Raw genomic sequence first — 17138 nt, 5'->3', positions numbered from 1 at the left:
CGAGATCAGTGCTGTTGCTCACCTGTCCACGCCTCCCATCACCGGGTCGATCCCGGCCACCGCGACGATCACGTCGGCGACCTGGCCGCCCTCGCACATCGCCGCCATCGTCTGCAGGTTGGTGAACGAGGGGTCGCGGAAGTGGACGCGGTACGGGCGCGTCCCACCGTCGCTGACCACGTGCACCCCGAGTTCACCCTTGGGCGACTCGACCGCCGCGTACGCCTGGCCGACGGGCACCCGGAAGCCCTCGGTGACCAGCTTGAAGTGGTGGATCAGGGCCTCCATCGAGGTGCCCATGATCTTCCGGATGTGGTCCAGCGAGTTGCCCATCCCGTCCGGCCCGACGGCCAGTTGGGCGGGCCAGGCGATCTTCTTGTCGGCCACCATGACCGGGCCGGGCTTGAGCCGGTCCAGGCACTGCTCGACGATCCGCAGCGACTGGTGCATCTCCTCCAGGCGGATCAGGAAGCGCCCGTAGGAGTCGGCGGTGTCGGCGGTGGCGACCTCGAAGTCGTAGCTCTCGTAGCCGCAGTACGGGTCGGTCTTGCGCAGGTCGTGCGGCAGACCGGTGGCCCGCAGGATCGGGCCGGTGGCGCCGAGGGCCAGGCAGCCGGGCAGGTCGAGGAAGCCGACGTCCACCAGGCGGGCCTTGAACACCGGATTGCCGGTGGCCAGCTTGTCGTACTCGTGCATCCGCGAGCGGAGCGTCTTCACCGCCTCGCGGATCTGGTCCACCGCGCCGGGCGGCAGGTCCTGGGCCAGCCCGCCGGGGCGGACGTACGCGTGGTTCATCCGCAGGCCGGTGACCAACTCGAAAACGTCCAGGATGAGTTCGCGATCCCGGAAGCCGTAGATCATCAGCGTGGTGGAGCCGATCTCCATGCCGCCGGTGGCCAGGCAGACCAGGTGCGAGGAGATCCGGTTGAGCTCCATCATCAGCACCCGGATCACGCTGGCCCGGTCCGGCACGTCCGCCGTGATGCCGAGCAGCTTCTCCACCGCGAGGCAGTAGGCCGTCTCGTTGAACAGCGGGGTGAGGTAGTCCATCCGGGTCACGAAGGTGGTGCCCTGCACCCAGGAGCGGTACTCCATGTTCTTCTCGATGCCGGTGTGCAGGTAGCCGATCCCGCACCTGGCCTCGGTCACCGTCTCGCCGTCGATCTCCAGGATCAGGCGCAACACCCCGTGGGTGGAGGGGTGTTGGGGCCCCATGTTGACGATGATCCGCTCGTCGTCGGCCCGGCCGACGGCCTCCACCACCTCGCCCCAGTCGCCACCGGTGACGGTGAAGACCCGCCCCTCGGTGGTGTCCCGGCCCTCGGCGGTGCCGTGCGGGCCGGCCTGCTGGTAGTCGGTGCTCATGAGTACGACCTCCGCTGATCGGGAGCCGGGATCTGGGCGCCCTTGTACTCGACCGGGATGCCGCCGAGCGGGTAGTCCTTGCGCTGCGGGTGGCCCAACCAGTCGTCCGGCATCATGATCCGGGTGAGCGCCGGGTGGCCCTCGAAGACCAGCCCGAAGAAGTCGTAGGCCTCGCGCTCGTGCCAGTCGTTGGTCGGGTAGACGCTGACCACCGAGGGGATCCTCGGGTCGCTGTCCGGCGCGGTCACCTCGACCCGCAGCAGCCGACCGTGGGTGATCGAGCGCAGGTGGTAGACGGCGTGCAACTCCCGTCCCTGGTCGTGCGGGTAGTGCACCCCGCTGACGCCGAGGCAGAGCTCGAAGCGGAGCGCCGGGTCGTCCCGCAGGGTGCGGACGGCCCGCAGCAGGTGCTCGCGGGAGATCTGGAAGGTGAGCTCCTCGCGGTCCACCACGGTCTTCTCGATCACCTCCGCCGGGTCGAGGCCCTGCTCCTCCAGCGCACCCTCGAACTCGTCCGCCACCTCGTCGAACCACCCACCGCCGTAAGGCCGTTGGCTGGCCGGCGGGAGCGCGATCGGCGCGGTGAGGCCGCCGAAGCCGGAGGTGTCGCCGGTGCCGTGGGCCCCGAACATGCCCTGCCGGGCGCCGATCACCTCGACCGGGATCTCCTTGCGGGGCCCACCCTCCCCGGCGCGGGCGACGGGTACGTTCTCGCTCATTGCAGCAGCCCCCGCATCTCGCTGGTCGGGGTGGCGTGCAGGGCGAGCTCCTCGGCCAGCTCCTCGGCCCGGCGCTTGTGCACCCCGAGCTTCTCGTGCTGGATCTTCTCGTGCAGCTTGAGGATCGCGTCCATCAGCATCTCCGGCCTGGGCGGGCAGCCCGGCAGGTAGATGTCCACCGGCACGATGTGGTCCACGCCCTGGACGATCGCGTAGTTGTTGAACATCCCGCCCGAGGAGGCGCAGACGCCCATCGAGATGACCCACTTGGGGTTGGCCATCTGGTCGTACACCTGGCGCAGCACCGGGGCCATCTTCTGGCTGACCCGCCCGGCGACGATCATCAGGTCGGCCTGCCGGGGCGAGCCCCGGAAGACCTCCATGCCGAAGCGGGCCAGGTCGTAGCGCCCGGCCCCCGTCGTCATCATCTCGATCGCGCAGCAGGCCAGCCCGAAGGTGGCCGGGAAGAGCGACGCCTTGCGCACCCACCCCGCGGCCGTCTCCACGCTGGTGAGCAGAAAGCCGCTGGGCAGCTTCTCCTCGATTCCCATCAGATCCCTCTCAGCCTCTCAAGTCCGGTGGTTTGCCCCCGCGCCCCACATCTGGTCAGGGCAAGCTCACGGGTCTCAGTCCCACTCCAGACCGCCGCGCCGCCAGACGTAGGCGTACGCGACGAAGACGGTGGCGATGAACAGCAACATCTCGACCAACCCGAAGATCCCCAGGGCGTCGAAGCTCACTGCCCAGGGGTAGAGGAAGACGATCTCGATGTCGAAGACGATGAAGAGCATCGCCGTGAGGTAGTACTTGATCGGGAACCGGCCGCCGCCCACGGGCTGCGGGGTCGGTTCGATACCGCACTCGTACGCCTCGAGCTTGGCCCGGTTGTAGCGCTTGGGGCCGGTCAGTGAGGCCATCACGACGGAGCCGACCGCGAACGCCGCCGCGATGGCACCGAGTACGAGGATCGGCGCGTAGGCATTCATGAGCCTCCGCTCCCTCCGTCCAGTCGTCCTTGGTCGCAGATCGAAACCATGGGGTCACGCACCGCTGACCCGCTGATCCGGTTCCCGAGATCCACCCCATGTGAGGCAGTTCACAAGGCCGGGAACGTGCGCATCCTATGCCCGTCGGCTTGTGATCTGCGACACGCAGTTCTGGACGATCTTTGTGATCTACGCCACCTCGCAAACGATCACCAAGAGGATCAACTCCCAAGGTATCCACACAGCGCAGGCAAATGACCACATACCGTCGCATTCGCTTCTGAACCGACTGGTCAGGGGCCCTGCGCTATATCAATCCTGCTCCGCCCACCGCAAATTTCCGGGAGCCCGGTTGACGTGATAGGGAGCCTCACCCTCCCGAGTGGCCACCGGGCAACGCTCGCTTGACCTTTCGTTCACAAGCGGTCGGCGAGGGCGGGAACGCGGAGGTCCGGCACCCGGGAACGCGGAAGCCCCGCCGTCGTGGACGGCGGGGCCCGAGGGACGAGCGGGGTGGTCTCAGACGAGTTCGGGTGCGCGGTCGGCGGGGTCGACGGGGTCGACGGGGTCGACGGGCGCGGCGGTGGCGGCCGGTGGGGCGGAGGCGCGGCGGCCCCACTCGGTGCCGGCCAGCACCAGGAGGCCGCCGAGCAGGGCGAGGGCGCCGAGGCGGTCGCCGCCGAGGGCGGTGCCGAAGACGGCGGCCCAGAGCGGTTCGGTGCCGAGCAGCAGGCTGACCCGGGAGGGCGAGGTGGTGCGCACGGCCCACATCTGCACCAGGAAGGCGAACAGCGTGCAGAGCAGCGTGAGGTAGAGCAGGCCGGCCCAGTCGGCGGCGCCGTAGGAGCGGGCCACGGCCAGCGGCGAGGAGCCGACGAACGGCGAGACCAGGGCGAACACCACGGCGGCGGTACCGAGCTGGATCCAGGTGAGGCTCAGCGCGTCGGTGCCCTTGATCCACTTGGCCCGGGACATCGCCAGCACGTGCACCGTCCGCACCAGGGCCGAGCCGAGGATCAGGAAGTCACCGGAGCGCGGCGCGTGGAAGCCGCCGCCGGTGAGCAGCGCGACGCCCACCACCGACATGAAGGCCGCCCCGAGGAAGGCCCGGGGCAGTGCGGTGCGCCGCAGCGCGCTCTCGGCGAGCGGGGTGAAGACCATGGTGAGGCTGACGATCAGCCCGGCATTGGTGGCGGTGGTGTGGATCGCGCCGTAGGTCTCCATCAGGAAGATCGAGGCCAGGATCAGCCCGAGCGAGGCGCCGCCCAGCCACTCCCGGGCGCTGAGCCGCCGCAGCCCGCGCCAGGCGAAGACCGCGAGCAGCGGCACCGCGATGCCGAACCGCAGCACCAGGGTGCCGAGCACCGTCTCCTGGGTGACGACCTGCTTGAGCACCAGGAAGCTGGAGCCCCAGACCACGGCCACGGCCAGCAGCGGGAGATCGCGGACGGTCTGACTGCGCATCGAAGCCTCCGGAGGGGCGGGCGTGCGAGGGCGCCCGTACGCCTTCGGACGGAGCGGTTGCCCCGCGATTTTCCCGTGGCGGATCCGGGTGATCAACTGATTTGTTGTGACTCCGTCAGATCGCATGCGCCCTGCCCGGAATGTCACAGGCATAACACCCGCTCCGCCGGGCAAGGGTGAGTAAGTCATGACAACCCACCCCACTCGCCACAGAGGACCCGTCACGTGAAGCGCAAGCACTGGGCGTTGCTGCTCGCCGCCACCACCCTGCCGCTGGCCACCTCGGTCGGCACGGCCGCCGCCGCGCCCGCCATAGCCGCCGGCGCGGCAGGCAGCGCGAGCTGCACGTACACCCCCGCGGTGCCCGCCGACAACTTCAAGGGCATCCCGGTCTTCGACGCCAAGAAGGCGGCCAAGCCGTACCACGCGACGCTGAACACCAGCCAGGGCGCGATCACCTTCCAGGCGCTCACCGACAAGGCCCCGTGCACCACCTTCTCGTTCCGCTTCCTGGCCGAGCACGACTACTTCGACCGCAGCCACTGCCACCGGCTCACCACCCAGCGGCTCTGGGTGCTCCAGTGCGGCGACCCGACCGGCACCGGCAGCGGCGGCCCCGGCTACTCCTTCCCGGACGAGAACCTGACCGGCGCGACCTACCCGGCCGGCACCGTGGCGATGGCCAACGCCGGACCGAACACCAACGGCAGCCAGTTCTTCTTCGTCTGGAAGGACACCAAGCTCTCCCCCGCCTACACCCCGTTCGGCAAGATCACCGCCGGGATGGACGTGCTGCAGAAGATCGCGGCCGGCGGCGAGGACGACCAGAACTCCCCCGGCGACGGCTTCCCGAACCTGCCGGTCAACATCAAGCACGTCAGGATCAGCAACCGCTAGAGCCGGCCGGGCGGTTCGTCGGTCCGTGCCTCAGAGGTCCACCAGCCGGGCACCGTCCATGAGCATGCCCGCCCGCTTGACCGTCCGCAGCACCGGCACCACCTCCAGCTGCCGGACGGTGGACAGTGCGCCGACCCGGGTGGTCAGGTACTCGTAGAGCGCGTCGTCGTCGCGGCAGATCACCACGGCCAGCAGATTGGCCGAGCCGGTGATCGCCGCGGCGAACGGCACCTCCCGGTGGCCGCCCAACTCGGCTCCGGCCTGGGCCAGTTCGGAGGGCGGCACGGTGGCGAGCAGTACCGCCTGGGTGCGGTAGCCGAAGTGCCGGGGGTCGATCTCGACGTCGAAGTAGATCGCTCCCTCGGCCCGCAGCTGCTCCACCCGGCGGCGCACCGTGGATTCCGACAGGCCGGTGGCGCGGGCGAGTTCGGGGTAGCCCGTCCGCCCGTCCCGGCCCAGCTCGGCGAGCAGCGCCGACTCGGCCTCGTCCAGCCGGATCTTGGGCCCGCTGCGGTCCACCGGCCTTTCCAGCGCGGCCACTTGGGCCTGGGTGAGCACGTCCAGGCCGCCCCAGCGGCCCAGGCCGCCGACGAAGGTGCGCAGCACGCTGTGCGCCGCGATGCCGGTGACCCGGCGGGTGCCGGGCAGCTTCTGGAGCAGCAGGTTGTCGCGGTCCTGCCGGCTGCGGGCCCGGGTGATGCAGTGGATCTCGGTGCCGCCGGAGTTGAGCGTCACCCAGGAGATGTCCGGCCGCCGGGCCAGCCCGTCGGCCACCGCGAGCGCGGCGTCCGGGGTGCACTGCACCCGCAGCCAGGACTCGTACAGCCCGAGCTTCTCGCCCAGCGGCAGGCCGACCACCCGCAGCAGGCCCTCCCCGCGCAGCCGCCGGTAGCGCCGGATCACCGTCTGGTCGGAGACCTCCAGCACCTCGGCGAGCCGGCTGAACGGCACCCGGCCGTCGACGGTGAGCGCCTGCACCAGGGCCTGGTCCAGCTCGTCCAGCACCTCGATCTCGTCCATGCTTTCCATCATCGCACCCCACCTCGGAGTCGGAATCCGTCACCGGAGCACCGCTGGAGCGGTGTTTCCTGGCAGCGGATGTCAGGGTCGGGCCAGCCCGGGCAGCGGTTGCCCGGGCCTGGTCCGAGGAGTTACCGATGCGCAAGTGGCTGCCGCTGACCGCGGTCTGCCTGGGGGCGTTCATGCTGCTGGTCGACGTCACGATCGTGACCGTCGCCCTGCCCGACATGGCGAAGAGCCTGCACACCACGTTCGCCGACCTCCAGTGGGTGCTGGACGGCTACGCGCTGGCGCTGGCCGCGCTGCTGCTCGGGGCCGGCTCACTGGCCGACCGGATCGGGCGCCGGGCGGTCTACCTGGCCGGGCTCGGCCTCTTCGCCGCCGCCTCGCTGGCCTGCGGGTTGGCCACCGGGCCAGGCCAGTTGATCGCCTTCCGGGGCGTGCAGGGGATCGGCGGCGCGGCGATGTTCGCCACCACCATGGCGCTGCTCAGCCAGGCGTACCAGGGCCGCGACCGGGGGATCGCGTTCGGCGTCTGGGGCTCGGTGAACGGCGCGGCGGCCGCCGCCGGGCCGGTGCTCGGCGGGCTGCTCACCGAACACCTGGACTGGCGCTGGATCTTCTACGTCAACCTGCCGGTCAGCACGGTGGCGATCGCCGTCACGCTCAAGGTGGTCAAGGAATCCCGCAACCCGCAGGCCGCCGGGGTCGACCTGCCCGGCCTGCTGACCTTCACGCTCGCGGCCGGCTCGCTCACCTACGCGCTGATCCGGGTCGGCGAGAACGGCTGGGGCTCGACCACCACGCTCGGCCTCTTCGCGCTCGCCGCGCTCGCGCTGCTCGCCTTCCTGCTGATCGAGGCGCGCAGCGCCCGCCCGATGCTCGACCTGGCGCTGTTCCGCAGCCCGGCCTTCGCCGGGATGATGGTCGGCGGCCTGCTGCTCTCGGTGGCCGCCTTCTCCTACCTGGTCTACACCTCCCTCTGGCTGCAGTCCGTCCGGGGCATGGGCCCGGTGACGGCCGGGCTCTCGATGCTGCCGATGAGCATCACAGCCTTCGTGGTGGCCGGGGTGGCCGGCAAGCGGCTGCACGGCGCCCCCGCCCACTGGACGGTCGGCGGCGGGCTGGCCCTGATCGGGCTCGGCGCCCTGCTGCTGGCCCTGATCGGGCCGGGCTCCAGCTGGACGGTCCTCGTCCCGGGCCTCGCCGTCACCGGCGCCGGGGTCGGGCTGGCCACGCCGGCGATGGCCGCCGCCGCGATGGCCGCCGTCCCGGCGGCCCGGGCCGGGATGGCGGGTGGCGCCCTCAACACCGCGCGCCAGCTGGGCAACGCGCTCGGCATCGCCGTGCTCGGTGCCGTCTTCAAGGCCGGCCTCGACCACGCCCTCCCGGCCGGCACCCCGGCCGAGGCACTGACCGGCGGCCGGGCCGGCGAACTGATCACCCGCTCCCCCGCGCTCGCCCCGGCCGTGCACGGCGCCTTCGCGGACGGGCTGCGGGACGCCTTCCTGGTCTCCGGTGCGCTCGGCCTGCTCGGCGCCGCGCTGGTCTTCGCCCTGGTCCGCAAGCCGACCGCCCACCAGGAGGCCGACGCCCGGCAGAGCGTGACGGTCTGAACCCGGGGGCTCGTGAATCCGTTCACGAGCCCCCGGCTCCGGCCGGCTCAGGCGTTGGGGGCCACCTTGGCGAGGCCGTTGATGATCCGGTCCATCGCGTCGCCGCCCGTGGGGTCGGTGAGGTTGGCCAGGAGCTTGAGGACGAACTTCATCAGCATGGGGTGGGTGAGGCCGCGCTGGGTGGCGAGCTGCATGACCTTGGGGTTGCCGATGAGCTTCACAAAGCCGCGGCCGAGGGTGTAGTAGCCGCCGTAGACGTCCTTGAGGACGGACGGGTAGGCGTGCAGGGCCTTCTCGCGGCCGGCCGGGGTGACGCGGGCGTGGGCCTGGGTGATGACGCGGGCCGCGATCTGGCCGGATTCCATCGCATAGGCGATGCCCTCGCCGTTGAAGGGGTTGACCATGCCGCCGGCGTCGCCCACCAGGAGCAGGCCGCGGGTGTAGTGCGGCTGGCGGTTGAAGGCCATCGGCAGGGCCGCGCCGCGGATCGGGTCGGTCATGTTCTCGGGGGTGTAGCCCCACTCGGCGGGCATGCTCGCGCACCAGGACTTGAGCACCTCGCGCCAGTCCAGCTCGCCGAAGGCCGGCGAGGAGTCCAGGATGCCCAGGCCCACGTTCGAGGTGCCGTCGCCCATGCCGAAGATCCAGCCGTAGCCCGGCAGCAGCTTCTTCTCGCCGCCTCGGGTGTCCCACAGCTCCAGCCAGGACTCCAGGTAGTCGTCCGAGTGCCGGGGCGAGGTGAAGTAGGTGCGGTAGGCGACGCCCATCGGGCGGTCCTCCCGGCGGTGCAGGCCCATGGCCAGCGAGAGCCGGGTGGAGTTGCCGTCGGCGGCGACCACCAGCGGGGCCTTGAAGACCACCGGCCGCTTCTCCTCGCCGAGCTTGGCGGTGACCCCGGTGATCTTGCCGGTCCGGTCGTCCAGCACGGGCCCGGAGACGTTGCACTTCTCGTACAGCCGGGCGCCGGCCTTCTGCGCCTGACGGGCCAGCAGCTCGTCGAAGTCGGCCCGCTTGCGCACCAGCCCGTAGTCCGGGAAGGAGGCCAGCTCCGGCCAGTCCAGCTCCAGCCGGACGCCGCCACCGATGATCCGCAGGCCCTTGTTGTGCAGCCAGCCGTTCTCGGTGGAGACGTCGATGCCCATGTCCACCAACTGCTTGGTGGCGCGCGGCGTCAGGCCGTCCCCGCAGACCTTCTCCCGGGGGAACTCCGTCTTCTCCAGCAGCAGCACGTCGAGACCGGCCTGCGCCAGGTAGTACGCGGTGGTGGAGCCCGCCGGGCCCGCCCCGACCACGATGACGTCCGCGGTGCTCTCCACGGTCTCGCTGGTCTCGCTCGGATCGACGGCGGTCTGGGACACGGGGACACGCTCCTGCTGACAGGTGTGGTTGACGGGCTGTTCGGCCGAGTCTAGCCAGGGTCGGGCTCAGGCCTTGAAGCCCCGGTGCAGCGCGACGATGCCGCCGGTCAGGTTGCGCCAGGCCACCTTCGACCAGCCCGCCGCCTGGAGCTTCGCGGCCAGCGCCGGCTGGTCCGGCCAGGCCCGGATCGACTCGGCGAGGTAGACGTACGCGTCCGGGTTGCTGCTGACGGCGGTGGCCACCGGCGGCAGCGCGCGCATCAGGTACTCGGTGTAGACCGTTCGCAGCGGCGTCCAGGTCGGGGTGGAGAACTCGCAGATGACCACCTTGCCGCCGGGCTTGGTCACCCGGTACAGCTCGCGCAGCGCGGCGTCGGTGTCCTGCACGTTGCGCAGCGCGAAGGAGATGGTGGTCGCGTCGAAGGAGCCGTCCGCGAAGGGCAGCTTGGTCGCGTCGCCCGCGGTCAGCGCCAGCTCGGGGTGGCGGGCCTTGCCCTCGGTCAGCATGCCCAGCGAGAAGTCGCACGGGACGACCTCCGCCCCGGCCGCCGCGAACGGCAGCGAGGAGGTGCCCGTCCCGGCCCCCAAGTCCAGCACCCGCTGGCCGGGCCCGGCGCCCACCGCCTCCGCGACGGCCCGCCGCCAGGCGCGCGCCTGACCGAGGGAGAGCACGTCGTTCGTCCGGTCGTACTTCGCCGCGACGTCGTCGAACATCGCGGCGACTTCGTGCGGCTGCTTGTCCAGGGAGGCTCGGGTCACGTCCCCATCCTATGCACCCCTACACCCGGCCCCGGGGAGGCGCCTGCTCCAGGGTCGCACCACCAGGGGCGCGGGGAACGGCGCGGGCACCCCGGCCGAGTCCCCCTGCCCTCACCGCCGCCGGCGCCGCTTCCGGCGCGAGCGCTTCCCGTTCGTCAGGGCCGGCATCCCCTCCGCCGCGAACGCGACGGTGACCCGCGCACGACCCACCCGCGGCACCCGCCGGCTGTGCCGCCAGATCCGGAACGCGCACCCCGCGAACAGCAGCAGCGCGATCGGCACGCTGATCCGGGCCAGGCTGATCCCGACCGGCTGCGGGTACCGCTCGCCGCAGACCCGGACGGCACCGGGGTCGGCCGCCGCGTGCTCCAGGCAGATCGAGTCGCCGACCTTGACGTCACCGGGCAGCCAGAGGTCGGCGGCCGTCCGGAGCTGGCCGTCGGCCCGGTAGCTGACCCCGCTGTAGGTGGCGCTGCCGGAGGGCAGCTGGGTGACGGTGCCCTCGACCCGGACGGGGTGGGCGGCGATCCGGTCCGCCTGGTCGGCCTGGCGCCAGCCGAGCAGGCACATCACGACCGCGAGCGCGGCACTGAGCACGGCGGCGAGGTACCAGCCTCGGCCGAGGCGCGGGCCGCGCGGACGGAGAGCGGATCGCATGGTTCCTGTCCTGGTGTGGGCCTGGGGAGGGCCCGGTGGTGAGGTGCCTTCTCCGGAACGGGACGGAACGGAGAACGGCTGACCGGGATCGTAACCGCTGGCGGTGCCTCAGGTCACGGCGGCTACACATCAGTTTGTATGACCATTACCGATGCGAGCCGTCTTTCGGCCGTCAACCCGCCGGTAACCGGTCATTCCCTCACCCATCCGGAACCGATTATCGGACTGACGCCCCGGAAGCTTTCACAGAATCACCGCCGCTCCCCCGCCGCTTCACCGCCGTCGGTACGACAACCGACCACCCAGCACGGTCGCCAGGCAGCACCCGGCCCCGCTCCGCTCCAGCTCGGCCACCGACCCGGCCGCGAACACCGCGAAATCCGCCCGGCCACCCACCGTCAACGCCCCGGCCAGCACGGCCCCCAGCGCAGCCCCGTCCAGCGGATCGAGCCCGCCGGGAAGACCGTCACCACCGGTCGCGACCAGCCCCGACCGCGCCACGGCGGTCCGCACCGCCGCCGCCGCGAACGGCCCGGCCACCGCCGTGGTGCCGTACCCGAGCATCCGCTGGAGCCCGCGCCGGGCGCTGTGGCCGCGCCGCACCTCGTCCACCTCGCCGACCCCGGCCGCCCCCGGCGGCAGCGGCTGGTCGCCCAGCTCCTCCCGGGGGTCGGGGTGGTACGCGGTCTCCAGGAGCCAATGCCCGTGCGCGTTGCGCAGCCCCGGCGTGAGCAGCCCGCCCCACGCCCGCTCACGCGCCCCATCGGCCACCTCCGCCACGTCCGGATACGCCCCGAGGGCGACCACCCGGTCGCCCTCGATCAGCACGGCGCCGTCCCGGACCGGCTCGGCGGCCGGTCCGGTGAGCAGCAGGTCGGCCCGGTGCAGGGTGCGCATCTCGGTACCGGCCCTCAGGTGGTGGAGAGGATCTTCAGCTCCGGGTGCGCCGTGCCGCCCTCGATCGCAGTGGAGGCGATGTGCGAGGCCACCCGCGGGTCGACCGGGTCGTTCGCGGGGTCGTCCAGCACCCGCAGGTGCTCGTAGGTGGTGGAGCGCTGCGCCGGGACGCGGTCGGCGGCCCGGATCAGGTGGATCAGCTCGGTGAGGTTGGAGCGGTGCTTGGCACCGGCCGCCGAGACCACGTTCTCCTCGAGCATGACCGAGCCGAGGTCGTCCGCGCCGTAGTGCAGCGAGAGCTGGCCGGCCTCCTTGCCGGTGGTCAGCCAGGAGCCCTGGATGTGGGCCACGTTGTCGAGGAAGAGGCGGGCGATCGAGATCATCCGCAGGTACTCGAAGACGGTGGCCTGGGTCGAGCCCTTCAGGTGGTTGTTCTGCGGCTGGTAGGTGTACGGGATGAAGGCGCGGAAGCCGCCGGTGCGGTCCTGCACGTCCCGGATCATCCGCAGGTGCTCGATCCGCTCGGCGTTGGTCTCGCCGGTGCCCATCAGCATGGTGGAGGTGGATTCGACGCCCAGGCCGTGGGCGGTCTCCATGATCTCCAGCCAGCGCTCGCCCGACTCCTTGAGCGGGGCGATCGCCTTGCGCGGGCGCTCGGGCAGCAGCTCGGCGCCGGCCCCGGCGAAGGAGTCCAGGCCCGCCCGGTGGATCCGGGTGATCGCCTCCTCGACCGAGACCTTGGAGATCCGGGCCATGTGGTCGACCTCGGAGGCACCCAGCGAGTGGATCACCAGCTCGGGGAAGTCCTTCTTGATCGCCGAGAAGGCGGTCTCGTAGTACTCGACCCCGTAGTCCGGGTGGTGGCCGCCCTGGAACATGATCTGGGTGCCGCCCAGCTCGACCGTCTCCGCGCAGCGGCGCAGGATCTCGTCGAGGTCGCGCGACCAGCCCTTGTCGCTCTTGGGCGCGACGTAGAAGGCGCAGAACTTGCAGGCCGTCACGCAGACGTTGGTGTAGTTGATGTTCCGCTCGATGATGTACGTCGCGATGTGCTCGGTACCCGCGTAGCGGCGGCGGCGCACGGCGTCGGCAGCGGAGCCGAGCGCGTGCAGCGGCGCGGAGCGGTAGAGCTCCAGCGCCTCCTCCGGGGTGATCCGGCCACCGGCGGCGGCCCGGTCCAGCACGGCCTGGAGATCAACGGCGGAAGGGTGCTCGGACACCTGACGGGCCTTCTTTCTGTCCGACGTCGTTTCTGCTGACGTCGTTCGGATTCCAACGCCCGCCCAGCCTACGCCAGGCCCTTCCGCCGCCCCGTCCGCGGCCGTCAGGCGGCGGGAGCGCTCTCCAGCAGGGTGACCCGGACGTCGGGTTCGAAGCCGCTGTCGGCCGCGACCCGGCGGGCGAACTCGGCGATGCCGGCCAGCTGCCGGTCGCCGAGCGAGAAGTCCAGCGCCTTGCTGAAGTACTGCTCCAGCAGCGGCGCGTCGAAGTTCTCCCAGCGGGCGGCGTGTTCGGCCACCTCGGCGGCCTCGGCCAGCGAGAGGTCGCGGGATTCGAGGAAGGCCCGGTGCACGGCGCCGACCAGCTCGGGGTGGCGGTCCACGTACTCCCGGCGGGCGGCCCAGACGGCGAAGACGAACGGCAGGCCCGTCCACTCCTTCCACATCGCGCCCAGGTCGTGCACGGTGAGCCCGTCGAGCCGGTCGGCCTCCAGGGTGGCCCGCAGCGCCGGGTCGCCGATCAGCACGGCGGCGTCCGCCTCGGCCAGCATCGCCGCCAGGTCCGGCGGCGCGCTGAAGTACTCGGGCCGCACGCCCTCGCGCTCCTCGAGCAGCAGCCGGGCGAGCCGCACGGAGGTGCGACTGGTGGACCCGAGTGCGACCCGCCGCCCGTCCAGCTCAGCCAGTGGCAGCTTGCTGACGATCACGCAGGACATCACCGGGCCGTCGCTGCCCACCGCGATGTCCGGCAGCACCACCAGCTCCTCGCTGTGCCGCAGGTACTCCACGCAGGTGATCGGCCCGATGTCGAGCCGCCCGTCGACCAGCTGGTCACTCAGCTTCTCGGGGGTGTCCTTGGTCAGGTCCAGGTCCAGCAGGTTGCCCGTCCTGCCCAGTCCCCAGTAGAGCGGCACGCAGTTGAGGAACTGGATATGGCCCACCCGGGGCCTTACCGCCGCCGAGCCACTCGTCGCTTCCGGACCGGTCACCGCACATCTCCCTACGCACCCGCTGTTCGTACCCTCTCCGCAGCGTATGCCCGCGCCGCCCGTGACCCGTCATCCGGGAGTCGACACACTCGCGCCGCGCCTCCGGAGACCCCTGGTCGGCCCCGCCCTCGCGTGCTACCGTTCCATCCAGTTGCAGTTTGATTCCCCTTGCAGTACTTGAAGCCTGCGGAGCATGTAACCGCGGGCTTTTCGTAGTTTTTCAGCATTATCGAAAAACTCCGGGCCCACTCCGGAGGCGGGGCGATCAGCGCAGCGGACCGGATGCCACACGGTGTGGCGTCCAATACGTCCCTCGCAAGGAGAACGGCATGGCTCAGGGAACCGTCAAGTGGTTCAACGCTGAGAAGGGCTTCGGCTTCATCGCCCAGGATGGCGGCGGCCCCGACGTCTTCGTCCACTACTCCGCCATCAACGCGAGCGGTTTCCGCTCGCTGGAGGAGAACCAGCAGGTGAACTTCGACGTCACCCAGGGTCCCAAGGGCCCGCAGGCCGAGAACGTCACCCCCATCTGATTCATCTCTCCTGATGATCTGATCGCTCGGGACCCCGTGTGGGTCCGCCGACGGCCGTCCGGGGCCGTCACCAGAGCATGACGAGAAACACCAAGGGGGCCCGCCGTCCGTTCAGGACACGGCGGGCCCCCTGCCTCTTCCCCGGCCGCTCCGCCGGGGCATGATCGTGCGCATGGCACCCGTACCGCGCCCGCTCCGCACAGGTCTCCGCTCGGTCGACCGGGGGCTGCACCGGATCGGCATCGACGGCTACCTGCTGCTGCTCCTCGCCACCGTCGGCCTGGCCACCCTGCTCCCGGCCACCGGCCCCGCCGCCACCGCGGTGAGCGGCGCCGTGAACGCCGCCGTCGGCCTGCTCTTCTTCCTGTACGGCGCCCGGCTCTCCCCGCAGGAGGCGCTGGCCGGCGCCCGCCACTGGCGGCTGCACCTGCCCGTCCTGGCCTGCACCTTCCTGCTCTTCCCGCTGCTCGGCGAGGCCACCCGGCTGCTCCCCGGCTCGGTGCTGGCCCCGCAGCTGGCCACCGGGGTGCTCTTCCTCACCCTGCTGCCCTCCACCGTCCAGTCCTCGATCGCCTTCACCTCGATGGCCCGGGGCAACGTGGCCGCCGCGATCTGCGCCGCCACCTTCTCCAGCCTGCTCGGCATCCTGCTCACCCCGCTGCTCGCCACCTGGCTGCTCGCCGGGGCGACCGGCCTGCACGTCAGCGGCGGCCAGCTCCTGGACATCGTGCTCCAGCTCCTGGTGCCCTTCGCCCTCGGCCAGTCGCTCCGCCGCCGGATCGGCCCCTGGATCGCCCGCCACCGCGCCGTGACCACGGTGGTCGACCGGGGCTCGATCCTGCTGATCGTCTACGCGGCCTTCTCCGAAGGCGTCCGGGAGGGCATCTGGAGCCGGGTCTCGGTCTCCCAACTCCTCTGGCTGGCCGTGATCTGCCTGGCCCTGCTCGGCACCGTGCTGGTGCTCAGCTCCCTGGCCGCCCGCCGCCTCGGCTTCCCCTACGCCGACCGGGTCACCATCCAGTTCTGCGGTTCCAAGAAGAGCCTGGCCAACGGCCTCCCGCTGGCCACCATCCTCTTCCCGGCTGCCTCGGTGGGGATCCTGGTGCTGCCGCTGATGCTTTTCCACCAACTTCAGCTGATGGTCTGCACTGTGCTGGCGCGGCACTACCAGGGGCGCGGGGAACGGCGCGGCCAGCCCGGAGCCGAGAGCCACTGACGGCACCCGATCCAGTTGCACTATCGGGGGCGCGGGCTGGGGCGTGATCCAGGCTCCACATCGGTGGGTGACTGGTCGCGCAGTTCCCCGCGCCCCTGGTAGTGCAACTCACCACCCTGCCTCCAGTACGGTCAGGACTTCCGCCCGGATACCAGCCTCGTTGGCCTCGAACTCCGGCCCGGTCAGCGCCTGCGGATTCGCCGGGAGGCCGGTCAGGACGGGCGTGTGCAGGTGGCCGCCCGGTATCTCGGGGCGGAGCTCCAGGCGCAACCGGTTGCTGCGGTAGGCGACTTCGTTCGAGAGGTAGCCGCCGCCACCGCCGGCGACGGCCGTCGAGCCCGGGGTGGGGCCGTCCGCGCGGTCCACCGTCCCGGTGCCGCCGGCCGGGATCTCGGAGACCTGGGTGTTGAGCAGCACCGGCCAGGGTGCCTGTGCGGCGGCGGTCATCGCCGCCGTCGGCAGCGAGGTCGCGATGAACTGGGCGCCGGGCCCCATCCCCGGTGCCACCACCGGGTGTTGGTAGGTGCCGCCGGAGAGCGCGCCGAGGTTGTCGGGGTACGGATCGGCGGACCGTGCCCGCCCGGCCCAGGCCTCCAGGGTGAACTTGCCCGGGTAGCCCTGGCTGATCGTGGTGATCCGGTCCGCCGCCCGCGGCCCGGGCGCCATCCGCCGGCCGAACGCCCGCTCCACGATGCCCCGGTCGAAGTCCGCGTACCGGACCGGCAGGACCACCGCCCGGATCTCCACCCGCTGTCCGTCCGCGAGCGCCAGGCGCCGCCCGTTCAGGGCGAGCGCCACCGAGCCCGAGGGGTTGGCCCGCCGCAGTTCGGCGTCCAGCCCGAACGGGTCGAAGCCGCTGATGAAGAGCCGCCGCACGCCGAGCGCGCCCCGGAAGTCATTGCCGGTCAGCCCGCGCGAGGCGTCCTCGAACCGCTGCCGCACCGCCGCCCGGTCCACCGCGAACCCCGGCTGCCAGCGGTCGAGTTGGCCGTCCAGGGCGAGCCTGGTCCAGTACAGCGGCCGGTCGTCCCCGGCCGCCAACCCACCGCTCGGGGCCGCCGCCTGGGCCCGCCGGACGGCCGATTCGAAGAGCGCCGAGCCCCAGGCCGTCACCAGCCCGGCCGCCTCGGGCGCCGACCGCACCGCGCAGAGCGCGGCCGGGAAGCGCTCGACGAAGCCCGACAGCCCGCCCTTCGCGATCAGTTGCCCCGTCCGGGGGTCGGCGAGCCGCTGCTGTTCGACATCCGTCACCGGCCGTGCGGCCAGGCAGTCACCGCTCTGCGCATGTGCGGTGGAGACCGGGATCACCAGACTCGCCAGGAGGGAGACACCGACGAGGGACCAAGCCCGAGAAGACTTCATGACGTGGACATTACATGATTAACACTCCCTCAACACCCGTTCGGGTGGCGCCCAGTTGAGCGGATGCGCCGGTCCGGCGG

At 71.4% G+C, this 17138-nt stretch carries 17 protein-coding genes; 4 read left to right on the top strand and 13 right to left on the bottom strand.

All coding sequences use genetic code 11. The features are described from left to right. Window positions 1-18 precede the first annotated feature (18 nt). The 5 genes from CFP65_RS22605 to CFP65_RS22585 all read right to left on the bottom strand — a co-directional run bounded on the left by CFP65_RS22605 (window position 19) and on the right by CFP65_RS22585 (window position 4534). Window positions 19-1365, bottom strand: coding sequence for an NADH-quinone oxidoreductase subunit D (locus CFP65_RS22605; protein WP_104817903.1), 1347 nt, complete (start codon window positions 1363-1365; stop codon window positions 19-21). Next, a complete protein-coding gene (locus CFP65_RS22600; RefSeq protein WP_104817902.1) occupies window positions 1362-2084 on the bottom strand; it encodes an NADH-quinone oxidoreductase subunit C in 723 nt (240 codons plus the stop codon). The genes CFP65_RS22605 and CFP65_RS22600 overlap by 4 nt, the downstream gene beginning before the upstream one ends. Continuing rightward, window positions 2081-2635, bottom strand: coding sequence for an NADH-quinone oxidoreductase subunit B family protein (locus tag CFP65_RS22595; RefSeq protein WP_104817901.1), 555 nt, complete (start codon window positions 2633-2635; stop codon window positions 2081-2083). Before CFP65_RS22595 ends, CFP65_RS22600 begins: the two co-directional genes overlap by 4 nt. Before the next feature lie 75 nt (window positions 2636-2710). Further along, window positions 2711-3070: an NADH-quinone oxidoreductase subunit A gene (locus CFP65_RS22590; protein ID WP_014137597.1), complete on the bottom strand. Its 360-nt coding sequence runs from the start codon at window positions 3068-3070 to the stop codon at window positions 2711-2713. A 519-nt stretch (window positions 3071-3589) separates the two neighbouring features. After that, window positions 3590-4534: a DMT family transporter gene (locus CFP65_RS22585; RefSeq protein WP_104817900.1), complete on the bottom strand. Its 945-nt coding sequence runs from the start codon at window positions 4532-4534 to the stop codon at window positions 3590-3592. 225 nt (window positions 4535-4759) lie between these two features. On the opposite strand from CFP65_RS22585, the gene CFP65_RS22580 reads away from it, so the two are divergent. Beyond that, window positions 4760-5431 (top strand): peptidylprolyl isomerase, encoded by a 672-nt coding sequence (locus tag CFP65_RS22580; RefSeq protein WP_104817899.1) that lies wholly within the window; start codon window positions 4760-4762, stop codon window positions 5429-5431. 30 nt (window positions 5432-5461) lie between these two features. Here CFP65_RS22580 and CFP65_RS22575 read toward each other — a convergent pair whose 3' ends face one another. Continuing rightward, a complete protein-coding gene (locus CFP65_RS22575; protein WP_254552521.1) occupies window positions 5462-6451 on the bottom strand; it encodes an Lrp/AsnC family transcriptional regulator in 990 nt (329 codons plus the stop codon). A 137-nt stretch (window positions 6452-6588) separates the two neighbouring features. On the opposite strand from CFP65_RS22575, the gene CFP65_RS22570 reads away from it, so the two are divergent. Continuing rightward, window positions 6589-8067, top strand: a complete 1479-nt coding sequence (locus tag CFP65_RS22570) for an MFS transporter (RefSeq protein WP_104817897.1) — start codon at window positions 6589-6591, stop codon at window positions 8065-8067. A gap of 47 nt (window positions 8068-8114) precedes the next feature. On the opposite strand, the gene CFP65_RS22565 is transcribed toward CFP65_RS22570, so the two are convergent. The 6 genes from CFP65_RS22565 to CFP65_RS22540 form a co-directional block, all read right to left on the bottom strand. After that, window positions 8115-9425 carry a geranylgeranyl reductase family protein gene (locus tag CFP65_RS22565; RefSeq protein ID WP_254552520.1) on the bottom strand — a complete coding sequence of 437 codons (1311 nt, stop codon included), beginning with the start codon at window positions 9423-9425 and terminating at the stop codon, window positions 8115-8117. Between the two features lie 66 nt (window positions 9426-9491). Continuing rightward, window positions 9492-10184: a demethylmenaquinone methyltransferase gene (locus tag CFP65_RS22560; RefSeq protein ID WP_104817896.1), complete on the bottom strand. Its 693-nt coding sequence runs from the start codon at window positions 10182-10184 to the stop codon at window positions 9492-9494. 111 nt (window positions 10185-10295) lie between these two features. Beyond that, window positions 10296-10841 carry a hypothetical protein gene (locus CFP65_RS22555; RefSeq protein WP_104817895.1) on the bottom strand — a complete coding sequence of 182 codons (546 nt, stop codon included), beginning with the start codon at window positions 10839-10841 and terminating at the stop codon, window positions 10296-10298. A 273-nt stretch (window positions 10842-11114) separates the two neighbouring features. Next, a complete protein-coding gene (locus CFP65_RS22550) occupies window positions 11115-11738 on the bottom strand; it encodes a hypothetical protein (protein WP_104817894.1) in 624 nt (207 codons plus the stop codon). Window positions 11739-11752: 14 nt separating this feature from the next. Next, complete coding sequence (gene mqnC / locus CFP65_RS22545) at window positions 11753-12958, bottom strand: cyclic dehypoxanthinyl futalosine synthase (RefSeq protein ID WP_104817893.1); 1206 nt, start codon at window positions 12956-12958, stop codon at window positions 11753-11755. Window positions 12959-13062: 104 nt separating this feature from the next. Next, entirely contained in the window at window positions 13063-13947 is an 885-nt protein-coding gene (locus CFP65_RS22540) for a menaquinone biosynthetic enzyme MqnA/MqnD family protein (RefSeq protein ID WP_104817892.1), read from the bottom strand. Between the two features lie 329 nt (window positions 13948-14276). Here CFP65_RS22540 and CFP65_RS22535 point away from each other — a divergent pair, with 329 nt between their 5' ends. Then, on the top strand, window positions 14277-14480 hold the full coding sequence (locus CFP65_RS22535) for a cold-shock protein (protein WP_104817891.1): 204 nt from the start codon (window positions 14277-14279) through the stop codon (window positions 14478-14480). Window positions 14481-14652: 172 nt separating this feature from the next. Continuing rightward, a complete protein-coding gene (locus CFP65_RS22530) occupies window positions 14653-15696 on the top strand; it encodes a bile acid:sodium symporter family protein (RefSeq protein ID WP_217368179.1) in 1044 nt (347 codons plus the stop codon). A gap of 108 nt (window positions 15697-15804) precedes the next feature. Here the strand turns inward: CFP65_RS22530 and CFP65_RS22525 are convergent, their stop codons facing one another. Then, window positions 15805-17058 (bottom strand): pyroglutamyl peptidase, encoded by a 1254-nt coding sequence (locus CFP65_RS22525; RefSeq protein ID WP_158702317.1) that lies wholly within the window; start codon window positions 17056-17058, stop codon window positions 15805-15807. Window positions 17059-17138 lie beyond the last annotated feature (80 nt).

The organism is Kitasatospora sp. MMS16-BH015 (assembly GCF_002943525.1).
In the GTDB taxonomy this organism is placed as follows: Bacteria; Actinomycetota; Actinomycetes; order Streptomycetales; family Streptomycetaceae; genus Kitasatospora.
Note: the sequence above shows the minus strand (reverse complement) of the source record. Positions and strands in the feature narration are given on the sequence as shown.